22 protein-coding genes and 1 pseudogene are annotated in these 23,972 nt (G+C 42.4%); 11 read left to right on the top strand and 12 right to left on the bottom strand.

Annotation, left to right across the window (positions count from 1 at the left end):
• Positions 1-41: 41 nt before the first annotated feature.
• From sbcB to B0187_RS05880, 7 genes are all read left to right on the top strand, one after another.
• A complete protein-coding gene (gene sbcB / locus B0187_RS05910; RefSeq protein WP_078236939.1) occupies positions 42-1,595 on the top strand; it encodes an exodeoxyribonuclease I in 1,554 nt (517 codons plus the stop codon).
• 237 nt (positions 1,596-1,832) lie between these two features.
• On the top strand, positions 1,833-2,843 hold the full coding sequence (gene citC / locus B0187_RS05905; RefSeq protein WP_078236938.1) for a [citrate (pro-3S)-lyase] ligase: 1,011 nt from the start codon (positions 1,833-1,835) through the stop codon (positions 2,841-2,843).
• Between the two features lie 35 nt (positions 2,844-2,878).
• Positions 2,879-3,166, top strand: a complete 288-nt coding sequence (gene citD / locus B0187_RS05900) for a citrate lyase acyl carrier protein (RefSeq protein WP_078236937.1) — start codon at positions 2,879-2,881, stop codon at positions 3,164-3,166.
• Positions 3,163-4,038, top strand: coding sequence for a citrate (pro-3S)-lyase subunit beta (gene citE, locus B0187_RS05895; RefSeq protein WP_078236936.1), 876 nt, complete (start codon positions 3,163-3,165; stop codon positions 4,036-4,038). Before citD ends, citE begins: the two co-directional genes overlap by 4 nt.
• Positions 4,039-4,041: 3 nt before the next feature.
• Positions 4,042-5,553 (top strand): citrate lyase subunit alpha, encoded by a 1,512-nt coding sequence (gene citF, locus B0187_RS05890; RefSeq protein WP_078236935.1) that lies wholly within the window; start codon positions 4,042-4,044, stop codon positions 5,551-5,553.
• A 15-nt stretch (positions 5,554-5,568) separates the two neighbouring features.
• The gene (gene citG, locus B0187_RS05885; protein WP_078236934.1) at positions 5,569-6,951 is read left to right on the top strand and encodes a triphosphoribosyl-dephospho-CoA synthase CitG; all 1,383 of its coding nucleotides are present in this window, start codon (positions 5,569-5,571) and stop codon (positions 6,949-6,951) included.
• Positions 6,952-6,953: 2 nt separating this feature from the next.
• Positions 6,954-8,399: an anion permease gene (locus B0187_RS05880; protein WP_078236933.1), complete on the top strand. Its 1,446-nt coding sequence runs from the start codon at positions 6,954-6,956 to the stop codon at positions 8,397-8,399.
• A 95-nt stretch (positions 8,400-8,494) separates the two neighbouring features.
• Here the strand turns inward: B0187_RS05880 and B0187_RS05875 are convergent, their stop codons facing one another.
• From B0187_RS05875 to B0187_RS05855, 6 genes and pseudogenes are all read right to left on the bottom strand, one after another.
• Positions 8,495-9,625: a hypothetical protein gene (locus B0187_RS05875; RefSeq protein WP_143413763.1), complete on the bottom strand. Its 1,131-nt coding sequence runs from the start codon at positions 9,623-9,625 to the stop codon at positions 8,495-8,497.
• A 33-nt stretch (positions 9,626-9,658) separates the two neighbouring features.
• On the bottom strand, positions 9,659-11,203 hold the full coding sequence (locus tag B0187_RS05870) for an N-6 DNA methylase (RefSeq protein ID WP_078236931.1): 1,545 nt from the start codon (positions 11,201-11,203) through the stop codon (positions 9,659-9,661).
• Positions 11,200-12,000 (bottom strand): DNA-methyltransferase, encoded by an 801-nt coding sequence (locus B0187_RS05865; RefSeq protein WP_078236930.1) that lies wholly within the window; start codon positions 11,998-12,000, stop codon positions 11,200-11,202. The genes B0187_RS05870 and B0187_RS05865 overlap by 4 nt, the downstream gene beginning before the upstream one ends.
• A gap of 120 nt (positions 12,001-12,120) precedes the next feature.
• Positions 12,121-12,434, bottom strand: a pseudogene (locus tag B0187_RS10190) (IS1595 family transposase); the annotation flags it as partial.
• Between the two features lie 39 nt (positions 12,435-12,473).
• A complete protein-coding gene (gene ttcA / locus B0187_RS05860; protein WP_078236929.1) occupies positions 12,474-13,412 on the bottom strand; it encodes a tRNA 2-thiocytidine(32) synthetase TtcA in 939 nt (312 codons plus the stop codon).
• A gap of 70 nt (positions 13,413-13,482) precedes the next feature.
• Entirely contained in the window at positions 13,483-14,202 is a 720-nt protein-coding gene (locus B0187_RS05855) for a 3-deoxy-D-manno-octulosonic acid kinase (RefSeq protein ID WP_078236928.1), read from the bottom strand.
• A 118-nt stretch (positions 14,203-14,320) separates the two neighbouring features.
• Between B0187_RS05855 and folE the strand changes: the two genes are divergently transcribed.
• Positions 14,321-14,977 (top strand): GTP cyclohydrolase I FolE, encoded by a 657-nt coding sequence (gene folE / locus B0187_RS05850; protein ID WP_078236927.1) that lies wholly within the window; start codon positions 14,321-14,323, stop codon positions 14,975-14,977.
• A 38-nt stretch (positions 14,978-15,015) separates the two neighbouring features.
• Positions 15,016-15,801 carry a tRNA pseudouridine(38-40) synthase TruA gene (gene truA, locus B0187_RS05845; RefSeq protein WP_078236926.1) on the top strand — a complete coding sequence of 262 codons (786 nt, stop codon included), beginning with the start codon at positions 15,016-15,018 and terminating at the stop codon, positions 15,799-15,801.
• A 134-nt stretch (positions 15,802-15,935) separates the two neighbouring features.
• Here truA and pmbA read toward each other — a convergent pair whose 3' ends face one another.
• The 6 genes from pmbA to rplM all read right to left on the bottom strand — a co-directional run bounded on the left by pmbA (position 15,936) and on the right by rplM (position 21,578).
• The gene (pmbA, locus tag B0187_RS05840) at positions 15,936-17,285 is read right to left on the bottom strand and encodes a metalloprotease PmbA (RefSeq protein WP_078236925.1); all 1,350 of its coding nucleotides are present in this window, start codon (positions 17,283-17,285) and stop codon (positions 15,936-15,938) included.
• Positions 17,286-17,378: 93 nt separating this feature from the next.
• A complete protein-coding gene (locus B0187_RS05835) occupies positions 17,379-17,924 on the bottom strand; it encodes an HI_0983 family protein (RefSeq protein WP_078236924.1) in 546 nt (181 codons plus the stop codon).
• On the bottom strand, positions 17,921-18,697 hold the full coding sequence (yaaA, locus tag B0187_RS05830) for a peroxide stress protein YaaA (RefSeq protein WP_078236923.1): 777 nt from the start codon (positions 18,695-18,697) through the stop codon (positions 17,921-17,923). Before yaaA ends, B0187_RS05835 begins: the two co-directional genes overlap by 4 nt.
• Before the next feature lie 70 nt (positions 18,698-18,767).
• The gene (locus B0187_RS05825; RefSeq protein ID WP_078236922.1) at positions 18,768-20,669 is read right to left on the bottom strand and encodes an acyltransferase family protein; all 1,902 of its coding nucleotides are present in this window, start codon (positions 20,667-20,669) and stop codon (positions 18,768-18,770) included.
• Positions 20,670-20,738: 69 nt separating this feature from the next.
• Positions 20,739-21,134 carry a 30S ribosomal protein S9 gene (rpsI, locus tag B0187_RS05820; protein WP_078236921.1) on the bottom strand — a complete coding sequence of 132 codons (396 nt, stop codon included), beginning with the start codon at positions 21,132-21,134 and terminating at the stop codon, positions 20,739-20,741.
• Positions 21,135-21,149: 15 nt separating this feature from the next.
• Positions 21,150-21,578, bottom strand: coding sequence for a 50S ribosomal protein L13 (rplM, locus tag B0187_RS05815; RefSeq protein WP_078236920.1), 429 nt, complete (start codon positions 21,576-21,578; stop codon positions 21,150-21,152).
• Positions 21,579-21,887: 309 nt separating this feature from the next.
• Here rplM and B0187_RS05810 point away from each other — a divergent pair, with 309 nt between their 5' ends.
• Both B0187_RS05810 and B0187_RS05805 read left to right on the top strand, forming a co-directional pair.
• Positions 21,888-22,286: a Z-ring associated ZapG family protein gene (locus B0187_RS05810; RefSeq protein WP_078236919.1), complete on the top strand. Its 399-nt coding sequence runs from the start codon at positions 21,888-21,890 to the stop codon at positions 22,284-22,286.
• Between the two features lie 338 nt (positions 22,287-22,624).
• Complete coding sequence (locus B0187_RS05805) at positions 22,625-23,956, top strand: phosphoethanolamine transferase (protein ID WP_245797010.1); 1,332 nt, start codon at positions 22,625-22,627, stop codon at positions 23,954-23,956.
• Positions 23,957-23,972 lie beyond the last annotated feature (16 nt).

The following is a 23,972-nucleotide window of genomic DNA, read 5'->3' as shown; positions in this document are numbered from 1 at the left end:
GTGCTAAAATCCGTGCAAATTTCTGTCAATCTATTGAGCCAATGCCAAAATCGACTTTTTTTATCTACGACTACGAAAGTTTTGGGATTAACCCTGCCAGCGACCGTCCTGCTCAGTTTGCGGGGATTCGCACCGATGAAAATTTCAATATTATCGGCGAGCCTGTGATGTTTTTCTGCAAGCAGACCCCTGATTATTTGCCCGCCCCCGAGGCGGTGATGGTAACGGGGATTACACCGCAACAATGTAACGCTGAGGGGCTGAGTGAACCCGAATTTGCCGAGAAAATTCACGCCGAATTTAGCCAGCCGAACACTTGCGTAATGGGCTATAACAACATTCGCTATGATGACGAAATGACCCGTTACACCTTTTTCCGCAATTTTTTCGATCCTTACGAATACAGTTGGAAAAACGGCAATTCTCGTTGGGATTTACTGGATGTGGTGCGAGCTTGTTATGCGTTGCGTCCCGAGGGGATTGAGTGGGCGTTTGATGAGGATGGTTTGCCGAGTTTCAAGCTGGAAAATCTAACCAAAGCGAACGGCATTGAGCATAGCAACGCCCACGATGCAATGGCGGATGTGTATGCGACCATTGAAATGGCGAAGTTGATTAAGCAAAAACAGCCGAAATTATTTCAATTTTTCTTTGAAAATCGGGGTAAAAAAGCGGTTGAGCAGATGATTGATGTGGGCGAGATGACACCGCTTGTCCACGTTTCGGGAATGTTGGGCAATTATCGTGGCAACACCGCGTGGGTTGTGCCGTTGGCGTGGCACCCGACCAATCAAAATGCGGTGATCGTGTGTGATTTGGCGGGCAATGTTGATGAATTGTTGGCTCAACCTGCCGAAGTGTTGAAACAGCGTCTTTACACCAAAAAAGCCGAGTTGGAAGCCGAGGGCATTGCCCCTGTGTCGTTGAAATTGGTGCATATTAACAAATGCCCGATTATCGCCCCAGCCAAAACCCTTTTGCCCGAAAATGCTGAACGTTTAGGCATAGATCGTGAATTTTGTCTGCAAAATCTCGCCAAATTAAAAGCTCAAAAAAGTTTGATTCGCGAGAAAATGAGCGAACTGTTTAGCGAAGATCGCACCTTTGAGCCAGCCACCAATGTGGAAACCACCCTTTACGAAAACTTTTTCAGCCCTGCGGATAAAAACAATATGGCGATTTTACGCACGTTGCCGCCCGAAGAGCTTGCTAATCACGGCTTGAAATTTGCCGATGAACGAGTAGAGAAGTTGCTGTTTCATTACCGAGCGAGACACTATCCGCATACTCTCAACCGAGCCGAGCAGATCAAATGGCAGAAGTATTGCCAGCAACAAATCGACAGTAAAGCCGAGCAGTTTGAGCAGTCGATCAGCGATTTATTCCAGCAATATCACGATAATCCTGAAAAGGTAAAATTATTGGAAGATCTCACCGCTTACGTCGAGCAACTTTCGCAGGGCGTGCCGTTGTATGCTTATCCAAAGCAAGAGCAATCGCCGAATCTAGTGAATGCGTTGAATGAAGTGGCGGATACCACCATTGATCGTAAACAGAAATTTCAGGCGTTGGTGGATATTTTGCATAAAAAATAAATTGAAAGTGAATTTAAAAGCCTTTGAAAATAATTTCAAAGGCTTTTTGTTTACATTTATTTCACAATTTTAAGACAAATTTTAAATTATTTTCACTGCTTTTTTATATTTCTATTTTAGGGATATTTTATAGCAGTGATAGAGTTTGATTCACATCAAGTCATACCTCTTTTGGGTTAGCATAATCCAAATAATCCGCTAGAATGCACACCGTTTTTTAGTTTTTTTATCAATTCTATGCAACTCGAACGCGTCAGCGTAAAAAATAAAACAAAACTGACCGCTATCAGCCAATTTTTAGAAAAAAATGATCTGAAATTAGATTCGCAAATTGAATATTTTGTGATCGTTTATCGTTTTGGCGAAATTTTGGCGTGTGGTGGCATTGCAGGTAATATCTTTAAATGTATTGCAATTCGATCTGAACTACGGGGCGAGGGGATTGCGGTTCGATTATTAACCGAAATGGTCAATTTTGCCTATGAGCTGAACCGCCCCGATCTCTTTATTTACACCAAACCCGAGTACGAACAGGTGTTTAATCAGTGCGGTTTTTATACGATTGCCGAGGCTTATCCGAATGTGGTGCTGCTCGAAAATAGCTCAACTCGCCTTGCGAAGCAGTGTGCGAAATGGCAGGCTCAACGGGTGGCAGGCGAGAAAATCGGGGCGATTGTGATGAACGCCAATCCTTTCACGTTGGGGCATCGTTACCTGATTGAACAAGCCCTCGCCCAGTGCGATCATCTTCATCTTTTCATCGTGAGCGAAAACGCGTCCCAATTTAGCTTTCAAGATCGGTTTGCATTAGTCAAGCAAGGGATCGCCGATTTGGATCGCATTACGTTACACAAAGGCTCGGATTACATTATTTCCCGTGCCACTTTCCCCAACTATTTCCTGAAAGATCAAGGCTTAACAGACGACTGTTATTTAGAGCTGGATCTCAAATTATTCCGCCAACATATCGCCCCAAGTTTGGGGATTACCCACCGTTTTGTCGGCTCTGAACCGATCTGTGAAGTTACTGCCGAATATAACCGCAAAATGGCGTATTGGTTGCAACAAGCCCCGTTAGAAAATCCGTCTATTCAAGTGGTTGAGCTGGAAAGAATCACGCTTAATGATGAGCCGATTTCTGCGTCCAAAGTGCGTAAATTGTTGGAAAGGCAAGATTTTGAGGCGTTGGCGGATTTTGTGCCAGCAACCACCTTGCAGTTTTTGCAACGCCAAGCCGGGGCGAACTAACCACCGATTTTATCATTACAACAAGAGGAATTTTTATGGAAATAACCAAAACCGCCGTGGCTGGCACGCTGGAATCGAGCGATGCTCAAGTGCGAATTGCCCCGAATGATGGGGTCGATATTGAGATCAACAGTTCCGTAGGCAAGCAGTTTGGTGAGGACATTCATCAGACCGTGCAAGCGGTGCTTTCTCAGCTACAAATTACCGATGTGCAAGTGATTGTGGAGGACAGAGGGGCATTAGACTGCGTGTTGCGTGCCAGACTCAAAGCCGCCCTGTTGCGTGCCACAGATACGCCAGTGAATTGGGAGGCGGTGCTATGAAATTAAGACGCAGTATGTTATTCGTGCCAGGATCAAATGCGGCGATGATCAGTAATAGTTTTATCTATCAGCCAGATTCGATTATGTTCGATTTGGAAGATTCGGTTGCCCTGAAAGAGAAGGACACCGCCCGAATGTTAGTGGCACACGCCTTGCAACATCCGCTCTATCAAGCGATGGAAACGGTGGTGCGTGTGAATCCGATTGATTCTGAATTTGGTCTGCTTGATTTGAATGCGGTGGTGCGCGCTGGGGTGGACGTGGTGCGAATGCCGAAAACCGATACCGCCGATGATGTGATCGCAATGGATAACGCCATCACCGAGATCGAAAAAGCGTGCGGACGAGAAGTGGGTAGCACCAAACTCTTGGCGGCGATTGAATCCCCCCTCGGCATTACCCAAGCCAACCAAATCGCCTTTGCCTCAAAACGCCTGATCGGGATCGCCCTCGGTGCGGAAGATTATGTGCGTAACCTCAAAACGGAACGCTCGCCAGAGGGGATTGAATTGCTGTTCGCCCGTTGCACCATCTTGCAAGCGGCGCGTTCGGCAGGGATTCAAGCCTTTGATACGGTCTTTTCCAACGCTAACGATGAGGAAGGATTCTTGCGTGAGGCGAGTTTGATCAAGCAGCTCGGCTTTGACGGCAAATCGCTGGTGAACCCTCGCCAAATTGAGCTACTGCACAACCTGTTCGCCCCAACTCAAAAAGATGTGGATCACGCCCAAGCGGTGATTGAGGCGGCGCAAGAGGCTGAGGCACAAGGGCTTGGCGTGGTGTCGCTCAACGGCAAAATGGTGGACGCCCCGATCATCGAACGGGCGAGATTAGTGTTAGAGCGTGCAAAATCGGGCATTCGTGAGGAATAAACAATGAAAACAAGAGAACAACGTGTTGAACAATTTGCAAAACTTCGCTCGGATCTGACCGCTTACCAAGCCGTGCCGAAAGCGGAGGCATTAGTGCGAACCGCGAAAAATCGCAAATTATGTGCCAATTTGGAAGAGGCGATCCGCCGTTCGGGGCTGAAAGACGGAATGACGGTCTCATTCCATCACGCCTTCCGTGGTGGCGATTTCGTGGTGAATATGGTGATGGCGAAAATTGCCGAAATGGGCTTTAAAAATCTGACTCTTGCGTCTAGCTCGCTGATTGATAGCCATTTCCCGATTGTGGAACACATCAAAAATGGCGTGGTGACGAAGATCTATTCTTCGGGCTTGCGTGGGCAGTTGGCGGACGAAATTTCCAAAGGCATTTTAGCCGAACCCGTCAATATCCACTCGCACGGCGGACGGGTGCATTTGGTAAAAAGTGGCGAATTGAAAATTGACGTGGCGTTTTTAGGCGTGCCAGCTTGCGATGAATTTGGTAACGCCAACGGTTACAGCGGAAAAAGCAAATGTGGCTCGCTCGGCTATGCCAAAGTCGATGCGGAATTTGCCGACAAAGTAGTGCTACTGACCGAAGAGTTGGTGGCGTATCCCCATCACCCTGCCAGTATTCCGCAGGATCAGGTCGATCTGATCGTGCAGGTTGAGGCGGTCGGCGATCCGAAAAAAATCGGCGGTGGGGCAACCCGAATGACCACCAACCCGCGTGAATTGTTGATCGCACGCAAAGCGGCAGAAGTGATCTTCGCCTCAGGCTATTTTAAAGAGGGCTTTTCCCTGCAAACGGGATCGGGCGGTGCGTCTTTGGCGGTTACGCGTTTCCTTGAAGACAAAATGCGGAAACAAAACATCACGGCGGATTTCGCCCTTGGGGGAATCACCTCCTCAATGGTGGCGTTGCACGAGGCTGGGCTGATCAAAAAATTGATTGACGTACAAAGTTTCGACAAAGACGCCGCCGAATCTTTGGCGCGCAACCCGAATCATATCGAGGTTTCCGCCAACCAATACGCCAATTACAGCTCAAAAGGCGCGTCTGTTGAGCGTTTAGATGTGGTGATTTTGAGTGCGTTGGAAATCGACACCAAATTTAACGTAAACGTGCTGACTGGCTCTGACGGGGTGATCCGTGGGGCATCGGGCGGACACTGCGACACCGCTGCCTCCGCCCAACTCTCGATCATCGTTGCCCCTCTCGTGCGTGGACGGATTCCAACGGTGGTGGAAGAAGTGATCACCTGCGTCACGCCGGGCGAAAACATCGACATTTTGGTCACGGATCACGGGGTGGCGGTCAATCCAAAACGCCCAGAGCTGATCGAGGCGTTACAAAATGCCCAAATTCCGCTGTTTACCATTGAGCAACTTTGCGAACGGGCGTACAGCATTACTGGCAAGCCGAAACCGATTGAGTTTACCGACAAGCCCGTAGCGGTGGTGCGTTATCGTGATGGCTCGGTGATTGACACCGTTTACCAAGTCAAAGCCTAAGCGAGTGCAAGCGGTATGATTTTTGCCAAAATTTGCCCGCCCTTTGACATCGAGGGCGAGGCGATTTCCCTCGAAACCTTGCTGAATGCGAGGGAAGCGCGTGCCTTGTTACAGCAACAATGCCTTACCGACTATCAGCAGACGGTGCTTTCGTTCACCTTGCTGGCGGTCGGGGCGGTCAAAAAAAATGCGTTGCTAGACTATGTGTTTACAAAAGGTTTAGCTGAACTTACCGCTTTATTTCAAACCCTTGGCATTAAACCGACCGCCGAATTTATCCGCCCCCTTGCAACGGGACACGAGGCGATTTTTTCGCTACCGATTGAGGCGACAACCTTAAAACGCGCCTTGATCGCCCTTGAACAAAGCTCACCACTGGCACGCCTATGGGATTTCGATGTGTTCGAGGCGAGCGGACGATTATTGAGCCGAGCGGAATTTGGCTTGCCACCGCGTCCCTGCTTGCTTTGTAACGATGAGGGCAAAATCTGCACCCGTAGCCGCCGCCATTCGCTAGACGAAATCGTGGCGGAAATGCAACGGCGAGTGAGAGGGGATTATTTGGCGGAAAAAATCGCTGATAAGGTCAATCAAGCCCTGCTTGCCGAATTAGACCTGACCCCAAAGCCGGGGTTGGTGGATCGGCAAAACAACGGCGCGCACAAGGATATGGATTATCACACCTTTGAGCGAAGTGCCGCAGCTTTGCGACCGTTTTGGGCGAAATTCGTGCAACGGGGGATCGAGACCGCCGACCTGCCCGAATCGCAAATTTTGGCGGAAATCCGACCGCTTGGACAGCAAGCGGAACAGGCGATGTTTCACGCCACCGACCAGATCAACACCCACAAAGGGGCGATTTTCGCCTTTGGGCTAGTTTGTTGTGCGATGGGGCGAGCCTTTGCCTTATCCGCCGAAACGGATATTTCGCAGATTTGCCACACGGTCGCCCAGATCACCCAAGGGATTACGCAGGAATTGCAAAATGTCCCTGAAAATCAACCGCTTACCGCAGGGATTCGGATCTTCCGTGAATACGGTTTGACGGGGGCGAGGGGCGAGGCAGAGGCTGGCTTTCCGCTGGTGCGAAAAGTGTTGCCATTGCTGGATAACCAACGCGATCCGCAACATCAAGGCTTAATCCTACTCACCGCACTGATGGCGGACAACGCCGACACCAACCTCATTCACCGAGGGGGACTGGCAGGGCTGACATTTGTGCAAAACGAGGCACACAAGCGGTTGGAAAATACCGATTTTTTACAGGATCGAGAGGCGTGTATCGCCAGTTTGAACGCCCTTGATCAGGCTTGCATTGAGCGAAATCTCAGTGCAGGTGGCAGTGCCGATTTATTGGCACTCACCTTTTTCTTTCATCTTCTTTTAAGAGGTAACTAAAAATGGCTTTATCCAAAGCACAAAAATTAGCGATCTTGGTTGCCATACCAACGATCGTGTTTTTACTGCCTGCACCAGAGGGGCTTTCTCTGATTGCGTGGCGTTTGTTTGGTCTTTATCTGGCAACGATTGTCGGATTAGTGATTAAACCTTATGGCGAACCCGTCATTTTATTGGCGGCAGTGGCAGCGTCTGCCGCGACCATCGGTAACACTGAGGGCGCAAAAGAACTTGTCAAAGTGAGCCAAACCCTGAGCGGTTATCAATCGGGGACAACGTGGCTCATCTTCACCGCCTTTACGCTCAGTTCAGCGTTCGTGATCACGGGCTTGGGTAAGCGGATCGCCTACCATATGATCGGTGCGATGGGGAACACCACCTTGCGTTTGGGCTATGTGACGATGTTCTTGGATTTATTGCTCTCGCCAGCCACGCCGTCCAACACGGCACGCGCAGGGGGAATTGTGTTCCCGATCATCAATAGCGTCGCGGTGGCGTTGGGGTCAGACCCTGAAACCAGCCCGAAAAAAGCAGGGCGTTACTTGCTGATGAATGTGTATATGGTGGTGAAAACAACCAGCTACATCTTCTTAACCGCAATGGCACCAAATGCGTTAGCCCTCTCGCTAATGGCACCGATCCTTGGCTTTAATATGAACTGGATTCAATGGTTCTTAGCCGCCTCTGTGCCGGGTTTATTGTGTTTGTTCATCATTCCATTTATCTGCTATTTGATCTCACCACCTGAAATGAAAAAAGTGGACAACAAAGAGATCGCGCGCAAAGGCTTGGAAGAATTAGGCCCGATCACTTTCCGTGAAAAAGCGTTGGCGGTGTTGTTCGTGGTGGCGTTATTCGGCTGGATCTTCGCTGATTTCTTAAACGTGAACGCAACCACCGTGGCGTTAATCACAATGGTGCTTTGTATCGTGTTGAGCATTGTTTCTTGGGACGATATCCGCAAAAACAAAGCAGGCTGGGATACCTTAATTTGGTACGGCGGTATCATTGGTATGTCCAGCGTGCTAGAAAAAGCGAAATTCTTTGAATGGTTAGCCGACACCCTCAGCAAAAATCTCAACTTTGGCGATCAAGGCACCTTAGCGTTAATGGTGATTTTACTGTTGAGCGTCGCCGTGCGTTATCTGTTCGCATCTGGCGGTGCTTATGTAGCGGCGATGGTACCCGTGTTTGCGACCGTGGGGAAAGTGGCTGGTGCGCCAGTGGAATTATTAGCGATTGGCTTGCTATTCTCTAACTCTTACGGCGGTTCTGTGACCCACTACGGCGGTGGCCCAGGCCCGATCACCTTTGGTGCAGGCTATAACGACATCAAATCTTGGTGGACCGCAGGGGCAATCATCGCCTTTGGTAGCTTGATTATCCACGCAACCGTCGGAATGGCGTGGTGGAATTACCTACTTGGAATGGGGTGGTTGGGTAACTAATCCCCCAAACTTATTTCTTATAAAAATAAGGCTGTATTTTAAGATACTATTTTGTGAGAATTTAAAAGGCGACATTTGGTCGCCTTAATTCTTCATCACCTACTTTTATCGTTTTTTACCGATTGTCGGATATTGTAGATTTTTAACAAACTATCATAGACAATTTCGGGGGCTAGATTGATATTAAATGCACTAAATACAGCCTTATCAAACTCGATGCGGTCTTCTTGTTGTAATTCAATAGGAAGATCTAGTATGTTTCTATTTAAAATGGACTGAAATTTATTTACTATTTCTATGGACTGCTCCTTAGAAAGTAAATTAGGATCTAATATCATTAACTTTTTCGATATTGTCGTTGAATTTAAATCTAACGCTCCCAAACCTCTCCCGAATCCAATGCTTTCAATATAGAATAATGAAATTACACTATTCAATAAAGCGTGTAGTAAGTTTAATTGTTCCATATCTTTTACAGCTAGACTGATCAATCGTTGATTAACAAAAGAACGATCTTTCAATCGATAAACGTATATCTTTTTATCAGGATTTATTGATATAACCATATCAGCCAAAGTATTTGGTTTCATTTCATACCAAAAATGATTGGTTCGACTTAAAACTTCAATGAGTGGTTTTCCTTTCCCATTTGTTCCTTTTTCAAATTTAGAAATCCATTCTAATGCTCCAAAATGATTCTTAGCTTTTAATACTTCAATAGATTCAGAGCAGCAAAATGCTTCTTTTTTAGCCGCTCCAATTAAAGAGTCAGGCAAATCTTTTGAACTCATCACAACAGGCTTGATATAGTTAGATTCTATTTGATGTTTACTTTCAGGATAAAACATCTTATCCCACCCACGACGTTCTCCACGAGCTATTTTGATATAATTGCTAACATTTATTAATTTATCCGCAACTAAATCAATCCAATCAAGGTTACTAAATAACGCATTCCAAGAAATTCCTAATTCTTGGAACTTTCTTATTTTTTCAACTTTATATGTTGCTTTTGATAAATGAGCGGATTTTATTTTAGAGCTTAGCGTGGCTGTAACCATTTCGGTTAGAACGGATTTATTCCAATCCTTTATTAAAGTATTGGTGGTTATAAAATCTATTTCATATTCGGCATGTTGATTGCTTTTCTCTAGAACCAATAAAGTAGCAACAACATCAGCATTTTCAAACCATTTTCCTTTTGAAGAACAAATTACTTTTAACAATTTAAAATGTTTTAACAAGTTTTCTTTGAATTGTTATCCCCATTCGTTTGCTAACCAAGAATTTGAGATAATAACACCTATTCTTCCATTTTCTTCAATTAAATTAGAAAGATGAAAAATGATATAAGCATATAAATCCGACTTTTTGCTTAATCCTAAATTGCTTAAGTTCTTCCTATTAGGAATTTCTGCTGTTTCAAATCTTACAAATGGTAAATTAGAAATAACGGCATGCATAACTGGTAGTTCTTTTGTTACAGTTTGTTCTATAAATGGATCTACAAAGGAAATTTCAGTATTTGGCTGCAATTCAAAAACATCTTTCTGAAATACTTGAACAAGATTACCTAATGCTTGCGGATCTGATAACGCAATAGAGCAAAGCTGTAATGGATATGAGAATTTATCACTTGCCCATACTTGATTTAAGGCTTCATTAGGTGGAATTTTGCATTCTCTCTTAATTTGGTAAACAACTTTTGGAATAGTACCGCTTCCGCAGCAGGCATCAATTATATTAGCTGTGCGATTTTTAATTGTTATACTTGCAAGAAAATAAGCTAAATTTATTGGGGTAGAAAATTGTCCAACAACTTTCTTCCTTGAATGCAATAACGCAGAATCAATAACATTGTGCAGGTAGTTGTTATCAATCCTATCAAATCGAATTTCTTTTAATAGCTCATTTAATTCTAACCAATACGATAAGAATTTATCTCCAATGTATTTATCTCCAACATTAGATAGAAATACATTCATAAAATCACATTTTTCTGTAATTTTTTTAAAGGTTTCAATGACATCATCAATAGACGAACTTAAAGTTAAGTTGTTAATTATTTCGGCATCTTGGTTAAATGTTTTCAAATAATGAGAGAATAATAATCTATTTACCCAAGAAAGAATCGAAAAATCAGCCAGTACAGAATACTTATTTTCGTTTTTTGTTGGATTTTCATTAAACCACTCAGTAATTTCTATATCAAAGTCAAAGTTTTTAATGGCACTAGATTCAAAATTGCAAGATAAGTCTTGTTTAAAACTTTTCAAACTATCTACATATAAATTTGAGCTTAACTCTAACAATCCCACATTTTTATAATTTGAATCAGAAATTATCTGTGATATATAGATAATTATATCTTCAAGAATGCATTTCCATTTATCTTGATTATTTTCTACATCTTCTCTACTATGAATATCTGACTCTACCCAAGTTTTATTGATTGAAAAATAATTATTCTCCCTAATATAGAGTACAGCCTCTTTCGCATTCCACAAAAGAAATGAATTTAATCCAAGTTTATTAGCTTTTAACTGTGCATTTTCTATTAGTTCTATATCAGTAATTGGCGTATCAGGCATTTTTAATTCCCAACCTTGAATAACATCGCCAAATTTCTCATTACCATACAAGAGAACATCAGGAAAAAGACTTTTTTTACTATGATCTTTTAAGGTTCTTTCACCACCCGCTTTCTTCACGAACAAGTTATTTTTAGAACAAAATAAGTTGATATGGCTAATTACATCGATAGCCCAAGCTCTTTCATTGTAATTTAATTTTGCTTTACTCATCTTACAACCCTTACATTTGCACCAGCTTTATTCAATCTATTTAAAGCTAAATCAATATAATCAATATGTTTGTCTTTGAATAATGTGGCATTTTTATTTTGTTCAATTCCACAGAAACGTCTATTTTCTAATGCGGCTGAAACTAAAAAACTTCCACTTCCAAATGTATTATCTAAAATAAGATCGTTTTCATTTGTATATGTTTTAATGAGATAACGTCCCAACTCAACAGGTTTCTGTGTTGGGTGCAAAACTTCCCCCTCACTTTCGGCTGTTTTGAAATAAATTACATCGGTTGGGTATCGCTCCCCATCACTTTTTACTAATTGTGGTTTAAAGTCTCCATAGCTACCTGTTAGCTGATCTTTTCTAACACCTTTATTATATGGTTCGCCTTGTTTCATTTGTGGATTATAAGTAGGCTGTTTCTTATAAAATACGCAAACATCTTCATATTTCCGTAAAGGTTGTTTTTTAGCATTCAGAAAATTGGTTGGTTTTGATTTTTCCCAAACAATTTTATACTTAAAATCCTTTTCATTAGATAAGATCAATTTAGCAGTGAATATGCCTTGCGAAGTTAAAACAATCGCGCCATTAGATTTAACAATTCTATTGTATTCTTTCCATAATAAATTGAGATCTATTACGCTATCCCATTTATTCTGAGTTGTACCATAAGGCAGATCGCATAAAACCATATCTACGGAATTATCAGGAAATTTTTTCATAATTTCCAAACAATCCCCCTCAAATAATGTATTTTGCATATCTTGAATAGAAATTTGGTTATTCATTTTGTCTCCTAAATCGGCAATGTAGGACGTTTAGCAATTTCAATCGTTCTACTTTGGCATTTTGTATTTGTTTCTTGGAATTCGAATGTGATTCAATTCCATATCAAACGACAATTTCTAATAAGAGCGGAGTGAGTCCGTTACAAATACTGAATCTTGAGCGATTTTACCGCCTAACACTTTCGTAAGTCCGCTGCATTGGGATGGCCTAAATTTACTAGCTTAGCAATTCATAGCCTATTGAGATTTACACCCGAATGCAAATTGCTGTTTGGCTAAACCACGTTTTGCTGCCACACTATTCCTCGTTTATGCGGTGGGCGTGGTAGGTTAAAATTTTTGTGCTGTCCTTTATAGGAAATAGTAGTAAAGGTTTCGTCTGCTTGCATTACACCATCTAATTCCAGTTGCTCCATCATCTTTTGGATATTATCAGCAAAATGCTCCTTACAAGCGGGCTGTTTTTTGAAAATTTAGAGTGCCTTGAATTGAATCACGCCGTTTTCCGTATAGTCTGGGCTTTCGTCTTCCTCTTGCACCACAGGAATGGCAGGGATTTCCGCCTTGTCGAAGGCAATATCGCCCTCAATGCCCTCGGGTAGTTCGCCGCGTTTAATGCCTTTAAAATCAAACAGGTTCGGGTCGCAAAGATGAGACGGCACGATATTTTGCAAGGCACTAAACATCGTTTCAATTCGCCCTGGGTATTGGCGATCCCACTTTTGCAACATCTCTTTTACCACTTGACGTTGCAAATTCGGCTGCGAACCGCACAAATTACACGGAATAATCGGGAACTGCTTCGCTTCCGCATATTTTTCAATATCCTTTTCCTTGCAATAGGCAAGCGGTCGGATCACGATTTGTTTGCCGTCATCGCTAATCAATTTCGGTGGCATACTTTTCATTTTGCCGCCGTAGAACATATTGAGGAACAAGGTTTCAAGCATATCATCACGGTGGTGTCCCAACGCAATTTTGGTCGCCCCCAGCTCGGTGGCGGTGCGGTACAAAATCCCACGGCGTAGGCGAGAGCAGAGCGAACAAGTGGTTTTGCCCTCGGGGATTTTCTCTTTCACAATGCCGTAGGTGTTTTCTTCCACGATTTTGTAATCCACGCCGATGCTGTCGAGGTATTGGGGCAAAATATGTTCAGGAAACCCCGGTTGTTTTTGGTCGAGATTCACCGCCACAATATCAAAATGGATCGGGGCATTCAGGCGTAAATTGAGCAAAATATCAAGCAACGTATAGCTATCTTTGCCCCCTGAAAGGCAAACCATCACTTTATCGCCATCCTCAATCATATTGAAATCGGCAATCGCATTGCCCACATTACGGCGTAGGCGTTTTTGTAACTTGTTGAAATTATAGGTGTTTTTCTTTTCGGTTGAAGTTGTTTCTTGGTGCATTTGAATTTTATTTAGGTAATGAAAAAATTAAGGCGGATCATAGTAAAGATTTCGCCATTTTTTGCAAGGGTTAAGCGTTTTCTTGATAACCCGACAGCAACGCCTGCCAATCCGTTTCTTGAAAATGGATATTCAAGCGTTTTTGCTCTTTTAAGAACGAACGGTGCAGGCGAGCGAGGTTATCCGCTTTCCAATTTTCGCCGTCCGCAATGCCACATTTATCAAAATCGATCAGCCAAAATTGCCCCTTATCATCAAGCAAAATGTTGTGAATGTTGAGATCGGAATGATGAACCTGATGATCGTGCAAACGGCGAATTAGCTTGCCGATTTGTTGATATTGAGCCGTTGCAAGGGGGTGGTTTTGTAAAAATTTGCTCAAATCCTGCGTTTGGTCGATTTTTTCGAGCAAAATATCCGCTTGATAGACGCAAAAACGGCGTTCGATTTTAACCGCAATCGGGCGAGGCACGGGCAAATTCCACGCCACCATTTGATTGAGCAGGGCAAATTCCTGCATTGCACGGGTGCGATCTAAGCCGTTAAAAAAGTAGTGCTGTTTAATCAATTTACCGAACAAACCGCCCCGCAAATAGTGGCGTAGCACGCTGTTTACCCCCAATTCGGGCTGGGTATTAAGAAACCACGTTACGCCCCGCCCCTTTGAAAAGCCCAACAAGCGGTCGGATTTTTCAAAATTTTGCGTGTTAAGCAAGGATTTCACAAAATCCTGCCCCGAAGGGGTCTGCAAAAGAGGAAACGCCGTTTGATTAAAGTGGTAATAAATCATTATTTTGGCAAAAAGTGAGAAAATGGCACGATTTTACACTAATTTAACCGACTTTTACCGCTATTTTTTTTGATGTGAATTTGCTAGAATTTCGCCCTTAAATTTTAGAGGAAAATCAATGAGCCAACTCTCTCTCGAAGCCCAACAAGTGCGTCAAGCCTTGCTCGAAAAGGGCATTGAAACCCCAACCATTACATTAACCAAAGATAAAGACAGCCGCCGAGCCGAAATTCAGCAACATTTGCGTTCAGTGTTGGAATTATTAGGCTTGGATCTGCGTGATGACAGCCTTGAAGAAACCCCACACCGCCTTGCCAAAATGTATGTGGACGAAATTTTTAGCGGCTTAGATTACGCGACTTTCCCGAAAATCACTAAGATCAAAAACCAAATGAAAGTGAGCGAAATGGTGTTGGTGGACGATATTACCCTCACCAGCACCTGCGAACACCATTTTGTTACGATTGACGGCAAAGTGGCGGTGGCGTATTACCCGAAAAATTGGGTGATCGGCTTATCCAAAATCAACCGTGTGGTGCAATTCTTCGCCCAGCGTCCGCAGGTGCAAGAGCGTTTTACCGAACAGCTTTTAACCGCATTCCAAACCATTTTGGAAACGGACGATGTGGCGGTTTATGTGAAAGCAACCCACTTCTGCGTAAAATGCCGTGGCGTGAAAGATACTAACAGCTATACGGTAACCTCTGCATTCGGCGGCGTTTTCCTTGAAGATCGTGAAACTCGAAAAGAGTTTTTAACCTTGATCAACAAGTAAAATTTGATGAAAACAGACCGCTTGCAGGGGGAATTTCAATGAAAATCGCATTAGGCATTGAGTATGACGGCAGTCGCTACTTCGGCTGGCAACGGCAAGAGGGCGTGCCGAGCGTGCAACAAACCTTAGAACAAGCCCTGTCGGTGGTGGCAAATTCCCCCTGCGAAGTGTTTTGTGCAGGGCGGACGGACGCTGGCGTTCACGGCACGGGGCAGGTGGTGCATTTTGAAACGGACGCGGTTCGCCCCTTGCAAAGTTGGTGCTTCGGCACAAACGCCCATCTGCCCGATGATGTTGCGGTGAAATGGGCGGTGGAAGTGCCAGACGATTTCCACGCCCGATTTAGTGCCACCGCCCGCCGTTATCGCTACATTATCTACAATAACAATCTGCGATCCGCGATTTTGCCGAAAGGCGTTTCCCATTATCATCAGCCGTTAGACGCGGAAAAAATGCACCGAGCAGGGCAGTTTTTGCTCGGTGAAAATGATTTCAGTTCGTTCCGTGCCGCAAAATGCCAATCTCACAGCCCAAACCGCAATGTACATCATCTCAATGTGAACCGCTTCGGGGCTTATATTGTGGTGGATATTCAAGCCAATGCGTTCGTGCATCATATGGTGCGAAACATCGTGGGTAGCCTGCTAGAAGTGGGGGCAGGGCGACAAGAAGAAAGCTGGATCAAATGGCTGCTCGATCAAAAAGATCGCAAACTCGCCGCCCCAACCGCCAAAGCCGAAGGGCTTTATCTGGTTGATGTCCATTACCCCGTGGAATTTGGTATTCCGAAAACGCCATTAGGGCCACTTTTTCTTGCTGATTAAATGACAAGGGGATAGATTTGAAAAAATTTTCAAAATCTATCCCCTTGTTTTTGAGTTTGGGTCGCAAGCATTGCGAACCTGCGGTAGGGACGCCACGCTGGCGTCCTGAAATTGCTAAAATCTACCCGCTTGTTTTATTCGCCAGAGACTTTCATTCGTTCAAGCAAAATCGAGCCAGTTTGAATATTAGAACGATGTTCGACATCATCGCCCACGGCGATAATTTGGCGGTACATTTCTTGAAGTTGCCCTGCAATGGTGATTTCGGCAACGGGGTATTGGATTTCGCCGTTTTCGACCCAAAAACCTGCCGCCCCACGGGAATATTCCCCCGTTACGCCGTTAATCGCACTACCGAGCATTTCGGTAACGAGCAAGCCCGTTCCCATTTCATTCAGCAAGGTTTGCAGTCCGCCCGTGCGGTTGGGTTTCACTAGCCAGTTGTGGATTCCGCCTGCGTGTCCTGTGGTTTGCAAGCCCATTTTGCGACCGCTGTAACTGGTCATCAAATAGCTTTGTAGCACGCCGCCCGTGATGATTTCTCTGGCTTGGGTGCGAACGCCCTCGCTGTCAAACGGCGAGGAAGCAAGCTGACGCAGTAAGTGCGGTCGTTCACTGATAGCAAACCAGTCGGGCAAAATCTGCTCACCCAATTTGTCTTGCATAAAGCTCGCTTTGCGATACAACGCCCCGCCGCTGATTGCCCCTGCCAAATGTCCAATTAAGCCTGTCGCCACATCGTTGTAGAAAATTACGGGGACTTCGCAGGTTTTAATTTTTTGCGGATTGAGCCGATCCACCGCCTTGATCGCCGCCTGTTGCCCCACCCATTGTGGCGATTGCAAGCGGTCAAATTCGCGAGAAATCGTATATTCATAATCACGTTCGAGTTGATCTTCAAAGGCAGAAATCACGCTACACGAAAGGGAATAACGGCTAGAAAGGTAGCTCTGCAACATTCCGTGGCTGTTGCCGTAAACCCGCACGCCACTATGGGAATTGAAAGTTGCCCCCTCGCTATTGACGATTTTTTCATCTGCGTTCAAAGCGTGATGTTCGGTTTCTACCGCCAAAGCCACCGCTTGATCGACTGTGATCTCGGCGTGATGATAGAGATCCAAATTCGGTGCATCAAACGCCATCATCTCTTTGTCCGCCAAGCCGGCACAATCGTCTTCTGAGGTATATTTGGCGATCGCAAGGGCGGATTCCACCGCACGCTGAATGGATTGTGGTTGTAAATCCGAGGTGGACGCATTGCCCTTACGCTTGCCGAGATAGACGGAAATCCCCAACGCCCCATCATTATTAAATTCGATATTTTCCACCTGTTCCAAACGGGTGGAAACCGACAAGCCCGACACTTTGGTAACGGCAACTTCGGCGGTTGCCCCTGCTTTTTCCGCAAAAAATAAAGCGGAACTGACCGCTTGACGTAATTCTTGCTCTTGCAATTTAAGATCTTTGGTTGAAATGAGCGACATTTTGTTCTCGATAATTTGAGTGAAAATGGTGGCTATTTTAGCGGAACTGGGGGCGGTAGGGTAGGGGGAAAAGCCCCAAATGGGGCTTTTCGGTTATTTACATTCAATCTGCCACGGTAATTCGGCAAATTGTTGAGCCAATTTGGCGACCTGCGATTGGTAAGCGGTCAGATTGGGCGATTTTTTGGCGGAAACCGACCGCTTGTCAGAGAATTGCATCTGCCCGAATCCGCAGGCAAGATCACGCCCTCGGGAAACTTCTAGCTGCACATCGTTAAAGCGTTCCGTTGGCGGATAAACCACTTCGCTACGCAATTCGTTGCCGACAATTTCCACGTTGGCGAGGGTATCTGTTTGTTTTTTAAAGGCTTTTTCCCTTAACGCAATCCGTTCAGTAAGGCTTTTTTGCTGGCTATTTTTATCCAGAAAAAACAGAATCCCTTTTTGCCAGTTATTCGGATTTTGCTCACTTGATTGCGGTAAATAGAGCAGTTGTTGCATTTCGCTGATTTGATTATCGGTGGCTTTAACGAACGTTTGCCCGTCAAAATTCACTTGTTCAGGCAAGGCAAATTGTGGGGATTTTGACACGCAAGCGGTGAGAACAAGGCTTAAAACCGCTATTTTGAGGGATTTCATTGCTGTTCCTCACGCTTGAAAACGAATTCCGTGTCGCTCGAACTCGCTTCGTCAAACCAATAACCGCCATAATTAAAGGCTTTCAGCTGTTCCACGCTGGTCGGTTGCTGTTCCAACATAAATCGCACCATCATTCCACGGGCTTTTTTGGCGTAAAAGCTAATCACTTTAAATTTGCCGTTTTTTTCGTCTAAAAAGATCGGTTTGATGATTTGAGCAGTCAGATTTTGTGGCTTAACCGCCCCGTAGTATTCGTCTGAGGCGAGATTAACCAAAATGTTATCGCCTTGCTGATCAATCGCCTGTTGCAACTGTTCAGTAATGATATTGCCCCAAAAATGGTAGAGATCTTTGCCCTGCTGATTGGCAAGTTTCGTCCCCATTTCAAGGCGGTAGGGCTGCATTAAATCTAGCGGACGCAACAAGCCATAAAGCCCCGACAAAATGCGTAAATGTTGCTGGGCGAATGCCACCTGTTCAGGCGAAAGGGTTTCCGCTTCCAACCCCGTGTAAACATCGCCCTTGAAAGCGAACAACGCTATTTTGGCATTTTGCGGATTGTGTTCTCGTTGCCACTCGGCAAAGCGAGCCACATTCAAACTTGCCAATTTATCGCTAATCGACATCAACGACCCCAATTCCGCAGGGCTAAATTGCCGACAAATTTCCGCCAACTGCTCGCTGTAAGCGGTCAGATCAGGCAAAGAAAACGCAAAATCGGGGGTAGGGGTGTCAAAATCGAGGGTTTTGGCGGGGGAAATTATTGCTAACATAGGAAATCCTTAAATAAAAACAGCCGTTTTCACGGCTGTTAAGAGTAAATTTGATGGTAATTCTAAGAAGTTATTTCGCTGTTTTCAACCATTTTTCTCGCACATCTTCACTAATTAGTGTGGCTTGCTGGGCAAAGTTTTTACCCATTTGAAGCGAACCAAATTTAGAAAGATGATCTTGATCGATATAAAGTGATCTGCCATTGAGTAAATAGCCCTCTGGTAGATATTTTGTTGGATCAATAAATTCGACATTGGGTATATCTTTAACTAATTGTCGAAGATCTTCATTTGTTTTTGTCGTATTCCCCAATTCTTGAAGAGGATCAAGAAATTTATCTAAACCATATTTTGCTAAAAATAGGGAGCGTAGAGGAGAGCGATTAGCCACTTTTATATCAGCGAAAATATAAACTTTTTTAGTTTTAGCTAATTCCACCAACATTGCCTTTAATTTTTCATCAAAATTCTCTACTTTAAATTCACGAGCGGTAATACGAGGAAGTGGTTCTGTTCCTCGTTTTAAATTATAGAACATTGAGACAAAAATAACAGAATAATCATTTAATCTTTGGCTTTGGCATAATTGTTTATCTTCTGCACTTAATTTAGCCAATGGTTCTTGTGCATTTAAATCATAGCAGCGAATTTCAGGCTCTAAGAAAGTTGCTTTCCAACCTTCTTTGTTGCCGACATAATCTAAGAATGGTTGGAGGTGCCCAGCGTGGGAGTCGCCAATTAATGCTATGTTAGGCGGTAGGTAGGTAGGTAGGTAGGTAGGTAGGGCGTTTTCTACTTCATCTTGTGCCACTTCATTATTGGCATAATTTGTTCTTTCCATTACCCATTTCTTTGCCATAATATTATAACCGATTACGGAAAGAGAAGGAATAAAATAAAGCAAAATAACCGCTTGTTTGAAATTTAGCTTAGATTTTCTTAATGGTTGTTCAAGTAGATAGTAACTTACAATAGAACAAATAAATGTAGCAGCAATAATGAATAAAACTATATTTTTTGATAATGTATTTGTTCCTGTAATATAGTGAGCAATTGCAATAAATAACCAATGAAAGAGATAGAGAGAATAAGATAATTTACCTACCCATACCATTGGTTTAAAAGAAAATACTTTTTTAATAATATTGCTAGTTTGCGTGCTATAAATAAGCGAAGCAGTGAGAAAGCAGGGGAGTAGTATTGCTACACCAACCAAATAAGGCAGATCTTTATTAAAAAGAAATAAGCATAGCAAAAGTCCAAATAAACTTATTAGACTAATGGCTGTATTTTTATTTTGGTTAGATGATCTCGGTAATAAGGCAATAAAAGAACCTACTAATAATTCTGGAAAACGTAAGTTAGATGTATAGTAGATATTATAAATACCGATTTTTTCATAAGCGGTTTGAGGTATGAAATTTGTAAGCATAAAAAATACAAATAGACCGATTACCACTTTCATAAAAACTGCCGTATTTTTTGTTTTTTTGAAAGCAAAAAATAGAATAATAGGAAAGAAAAGATAATACTGTTCTTCTACGGCTAACGACCATAAATGTAAAATAGGATTTTCATTAGCACTCATATCCCAATAACCTTGTCGATAGGCAAGATAAAAATTTGATGCAAAGACGGGGGCTAACTCGATTGTTTTACGCAATAATTCACCTTCGGAGCGAATAAAGAACATTGATGAGAAAATAGAAGCGAGAGCTACAACCAAAATGAAAACAGGGTAAATACGTTTTATTCTTCGTTGGTAGAAGGTTTTAAAGGAAAACTGACCGCTTGCCATTTCATTAGTAATGATACGAGTAATTAAATAACCCGAGATCACAAAGAAAATATCTACCCCTAAAAATCCACCAGCAAGCCAGCTTGGATTTAAGTGATAAATAAAAACAGATAATATTGCTAAGGCTCGTAAGCCATCCACTTCGGGACGATAATCTAAATGTTTGTATGACATAAAATAACCTTAAAAGTAAGATACGAAAAAGGCAGGAATAATCCTGCCTTTCTTGAAACGAAAATAAAATTAACGTTTTGAGTATTGTGGGCGACGACGTGCTTTGTGTAAACCCACTTTTTTACGTTCAACACGGCGTGCATCACGGGTAACAAAGCCCGCAGCACGTAACGCTGGACGTAAAGTTTCATCGTATTCGATCAATGCACGCGTAATACCGTGACGGATTGCACCTGCTTGACCTGAGATACCACCACCTTTAACTGTGATGTAAAGATCTAATTTTTCAGTTAATTCAACCAATTCTAATGGCTGACGTACGATCATTCGTGCAGTTTCACGACCGAAATATACGTCTAATGAACGTTGGTTGATAGTGATGTTACCACTGCCCGGTTTGATAAATACACGAGCTGAAGAGCTTTTGCGGCGACCTGTGCCGTAGTTTTGATTTGCTGCTGTCATTTTTATGCTCCGTGATTAGATATCTAAAACTTGTGGTTGTTGTGCAGCGTGGTTATGTTCGCTACCTGCGTAAACTTTTAATTTACGGAACATTTCACGACCTAATGGACCTTTCGGTAACATACCTTTAACTGCGATCTCAATCACTGCTTCTGGACGGCGAGCAATCATTTCTTTGAAGGTTGCATCTTTGATACCACCTACATAGCCAGTGTGCCAGTAGTAGATTTTGTCTGTTTCTTTTTTGCCAGTTACAGCTACTTTTTCCGCATTGATCACGATGATGTAATCACCTGTATCAACGTGTGGAGTGTACTCAGCCTTGTGTTTACCACGAAGACGACGTGCTAATTCAGTAGCTAAACGACCCAAAGTTTTACCTGTCGCATCTACTACATACCAGTCACGTTTTACGGTTTCTGGTTTTGCTACAAAAGTTTTCATTATTTTAAATACCAAAATTTAAAGTTAAACCCAATATCCAACAGGATATTACCTAATACGGTAAGAATCCGACCCCTTCGAGTCAATTCTGACCAAACTTGCTTGGCGGGAAAACCAAGCAAAAACAGGGTGGGCGAATTATACAGATTTCTGGCAAAAAAGCTAACACTTTTTGCACAAAATTTTGAAAAATGTTAGCTCATTCACATTTTTAGCAACGGAATTCGATTTTTGCTTTCTATTTTTTGTGAAAAATGATACAAAACAAGCGGGTATTTATCCCTTTATTTTCAAGATAGGAGAAAACAAATGGAACAATGGTCAGGAAATGTTTGGACAGCCATTATTGCGGCGTTCATCGTTGGTCTTGTGGTGGGATTTGTCGTGTTGCGAATGATGAAAGGCAACGTGCAAAAGCAAATCCAAATTGAAAGCGAGCTAAAAGCTACAAAAGCACAAGTGGCAGAGCAAAAAGTGCAGTTGGAACAACATTTCCAGCAATCTGCGACGTTATTAGCGACTTTAGCAGAAGACTACAAAAAACTCTACACCCACTTGGCACAAGGTTCAGAAACTTTGCTACCAACGGAATCAAAAATTGAGTTTTTTGAACAGGCTCGTTTAGAAGTCGTTAAAGAAGAGCAAAGTCAAGAAGATCAACCAAAAGATTATTCGGAAGGTTCTTCGGGATTGTTGAAATCATCGTAGTGTGATTTTCTAAATTATTGATTAAGAAGTCTTATTTTTTAAATAAGGCTTCTTTCTTCTTTTATTTTTATAGAAAGGACTTACAATGCTAAACAAACAAACAAACAAACAAACAAACAAACAAACAAACAAACAAACAAACAAACAAATTCGTAGAGACAGTATTATTTGTTATTTCATTTAGTTTAATCTTTTTAGGATGTTTCTGGATTTTTAAAGGATTAAATGGTTCTAAAACACCTTCTTTATATGATGTTTTTATTCTAAGTGTTATTATCTTAATTTCTAACATAAACAAGTTTGTTTATTGGGGTGTTATTTTCCCTGTTCTTATCTTATTGGCACTATATATTCCTATTGGTTCTCTTTATGGACAACCTTCTTATGAAAGTATTATTTCTGTATTTGCAACTGATGTTACAGAAGCAAAAGAGTTCTTAAAGAATATCCCTTCTAAACTTTATCTCTATTCTTTCTTATGCATTCCTTTCTTTGTTATATCAAGGTTCTTTTTATCAGATAGAAAGATCTTGAAGAAAGGGCAGCCAATTGTATTATTAGCTTTAATCGTTTTTTTACTTCCAAAAAATTTAATATCTTTTCAAGATAAGTTTGTAACTGAATTGAGTAAAGTAATTAAAGAACTTAATGTTTTAAATGGGCTTGCAATAAAAAGTGATTGGGGACAAAGTAAGTTAAATGATAGCTCAAAATATGATGATTACGTTCTGATTATCGGTGAAAGTGCAAGAAGAGATTATCACAATGCTTATGGCTATCCCGTAGAAAATACTCCTTTTATGAGTAATTCAAATGGTGTTTTGATAAATGGCTTTACATCGCCAAGGGAAACTACGGCAGCTGCATTAAAGCTAATGCTTACAAAGCCAAACTATGAAAAACAAACCGAACAATATAATTTTTCTTTGATAGATCTAATTAAATCAGCAGGAATAGAAACTTATTGGATTTCTAACCAAGGTTATTTAAGTGGATTAGATACACCTATTGCTGCATTAGCTAAGAAAAGTGAGAATAAAATTTTCTTAAAGTGGGGCGATTATCGTGCAAAAAATACCAGTGATAACGAGTTATTACCCAAATTTAAGGATGTTTTAAATAAAAAATCTTCAAAAAAACGATTTATTGTATTGCATTTATATGGTAGTCATCCAAATCCTTGTGATCGATTAGCTGGATATCCTAAGATTTTTAAGGATTCTGAGGTTAAACCAGAGTATCGGGAAATCAATTGTTATATCTCATCTATAAGAAAAACGGATGATTTTATTTCAAAAGTTTATCAAATGTTAGTTGCTGAGAAAAACAATACTGGAAGAACGTTCTCAATGGTTTATTTTTCTGATCACGGTTTAAACCATACTACGGTAGAAAATAATAAAATCAGAATGTTACATAATAAATTAAGAGAACAATTAACAGTTCCTTTATTTAAAATATCTTCTGACGATAATGAAAGAAATGTCTATACTGTTTTCAAATCAGGAATGAGATTTACAGAAGGTTTAGCTAACTGGATAGGAATTACGAATAAAAATGTGAATCCTAATGTTGATCTATTTTCTAATGAAAGTGATACAGATGATCAATGGCTAAAAAAATTATTAGAGTCTAGAAAGGAAGATCCTGTAATCGATATTCGTCCTTAATTTCTTATTCCAAGAG

The sequence above is a fragment of the Haemophilus paracuniculus genome (assembly GCF_002015115.1).
In the GTDB taxonomy this organism is placed as follows: Bacteria; Pseudomonadota; Gammaproteobacteria; order Enterobacterales; family Pasteurellaceae; genus Haemophilus_E; species Haemophilus_E paracuniculus.
This window is presented reverse-complemented; position numbering and strand designations above follow the sequence as displayed.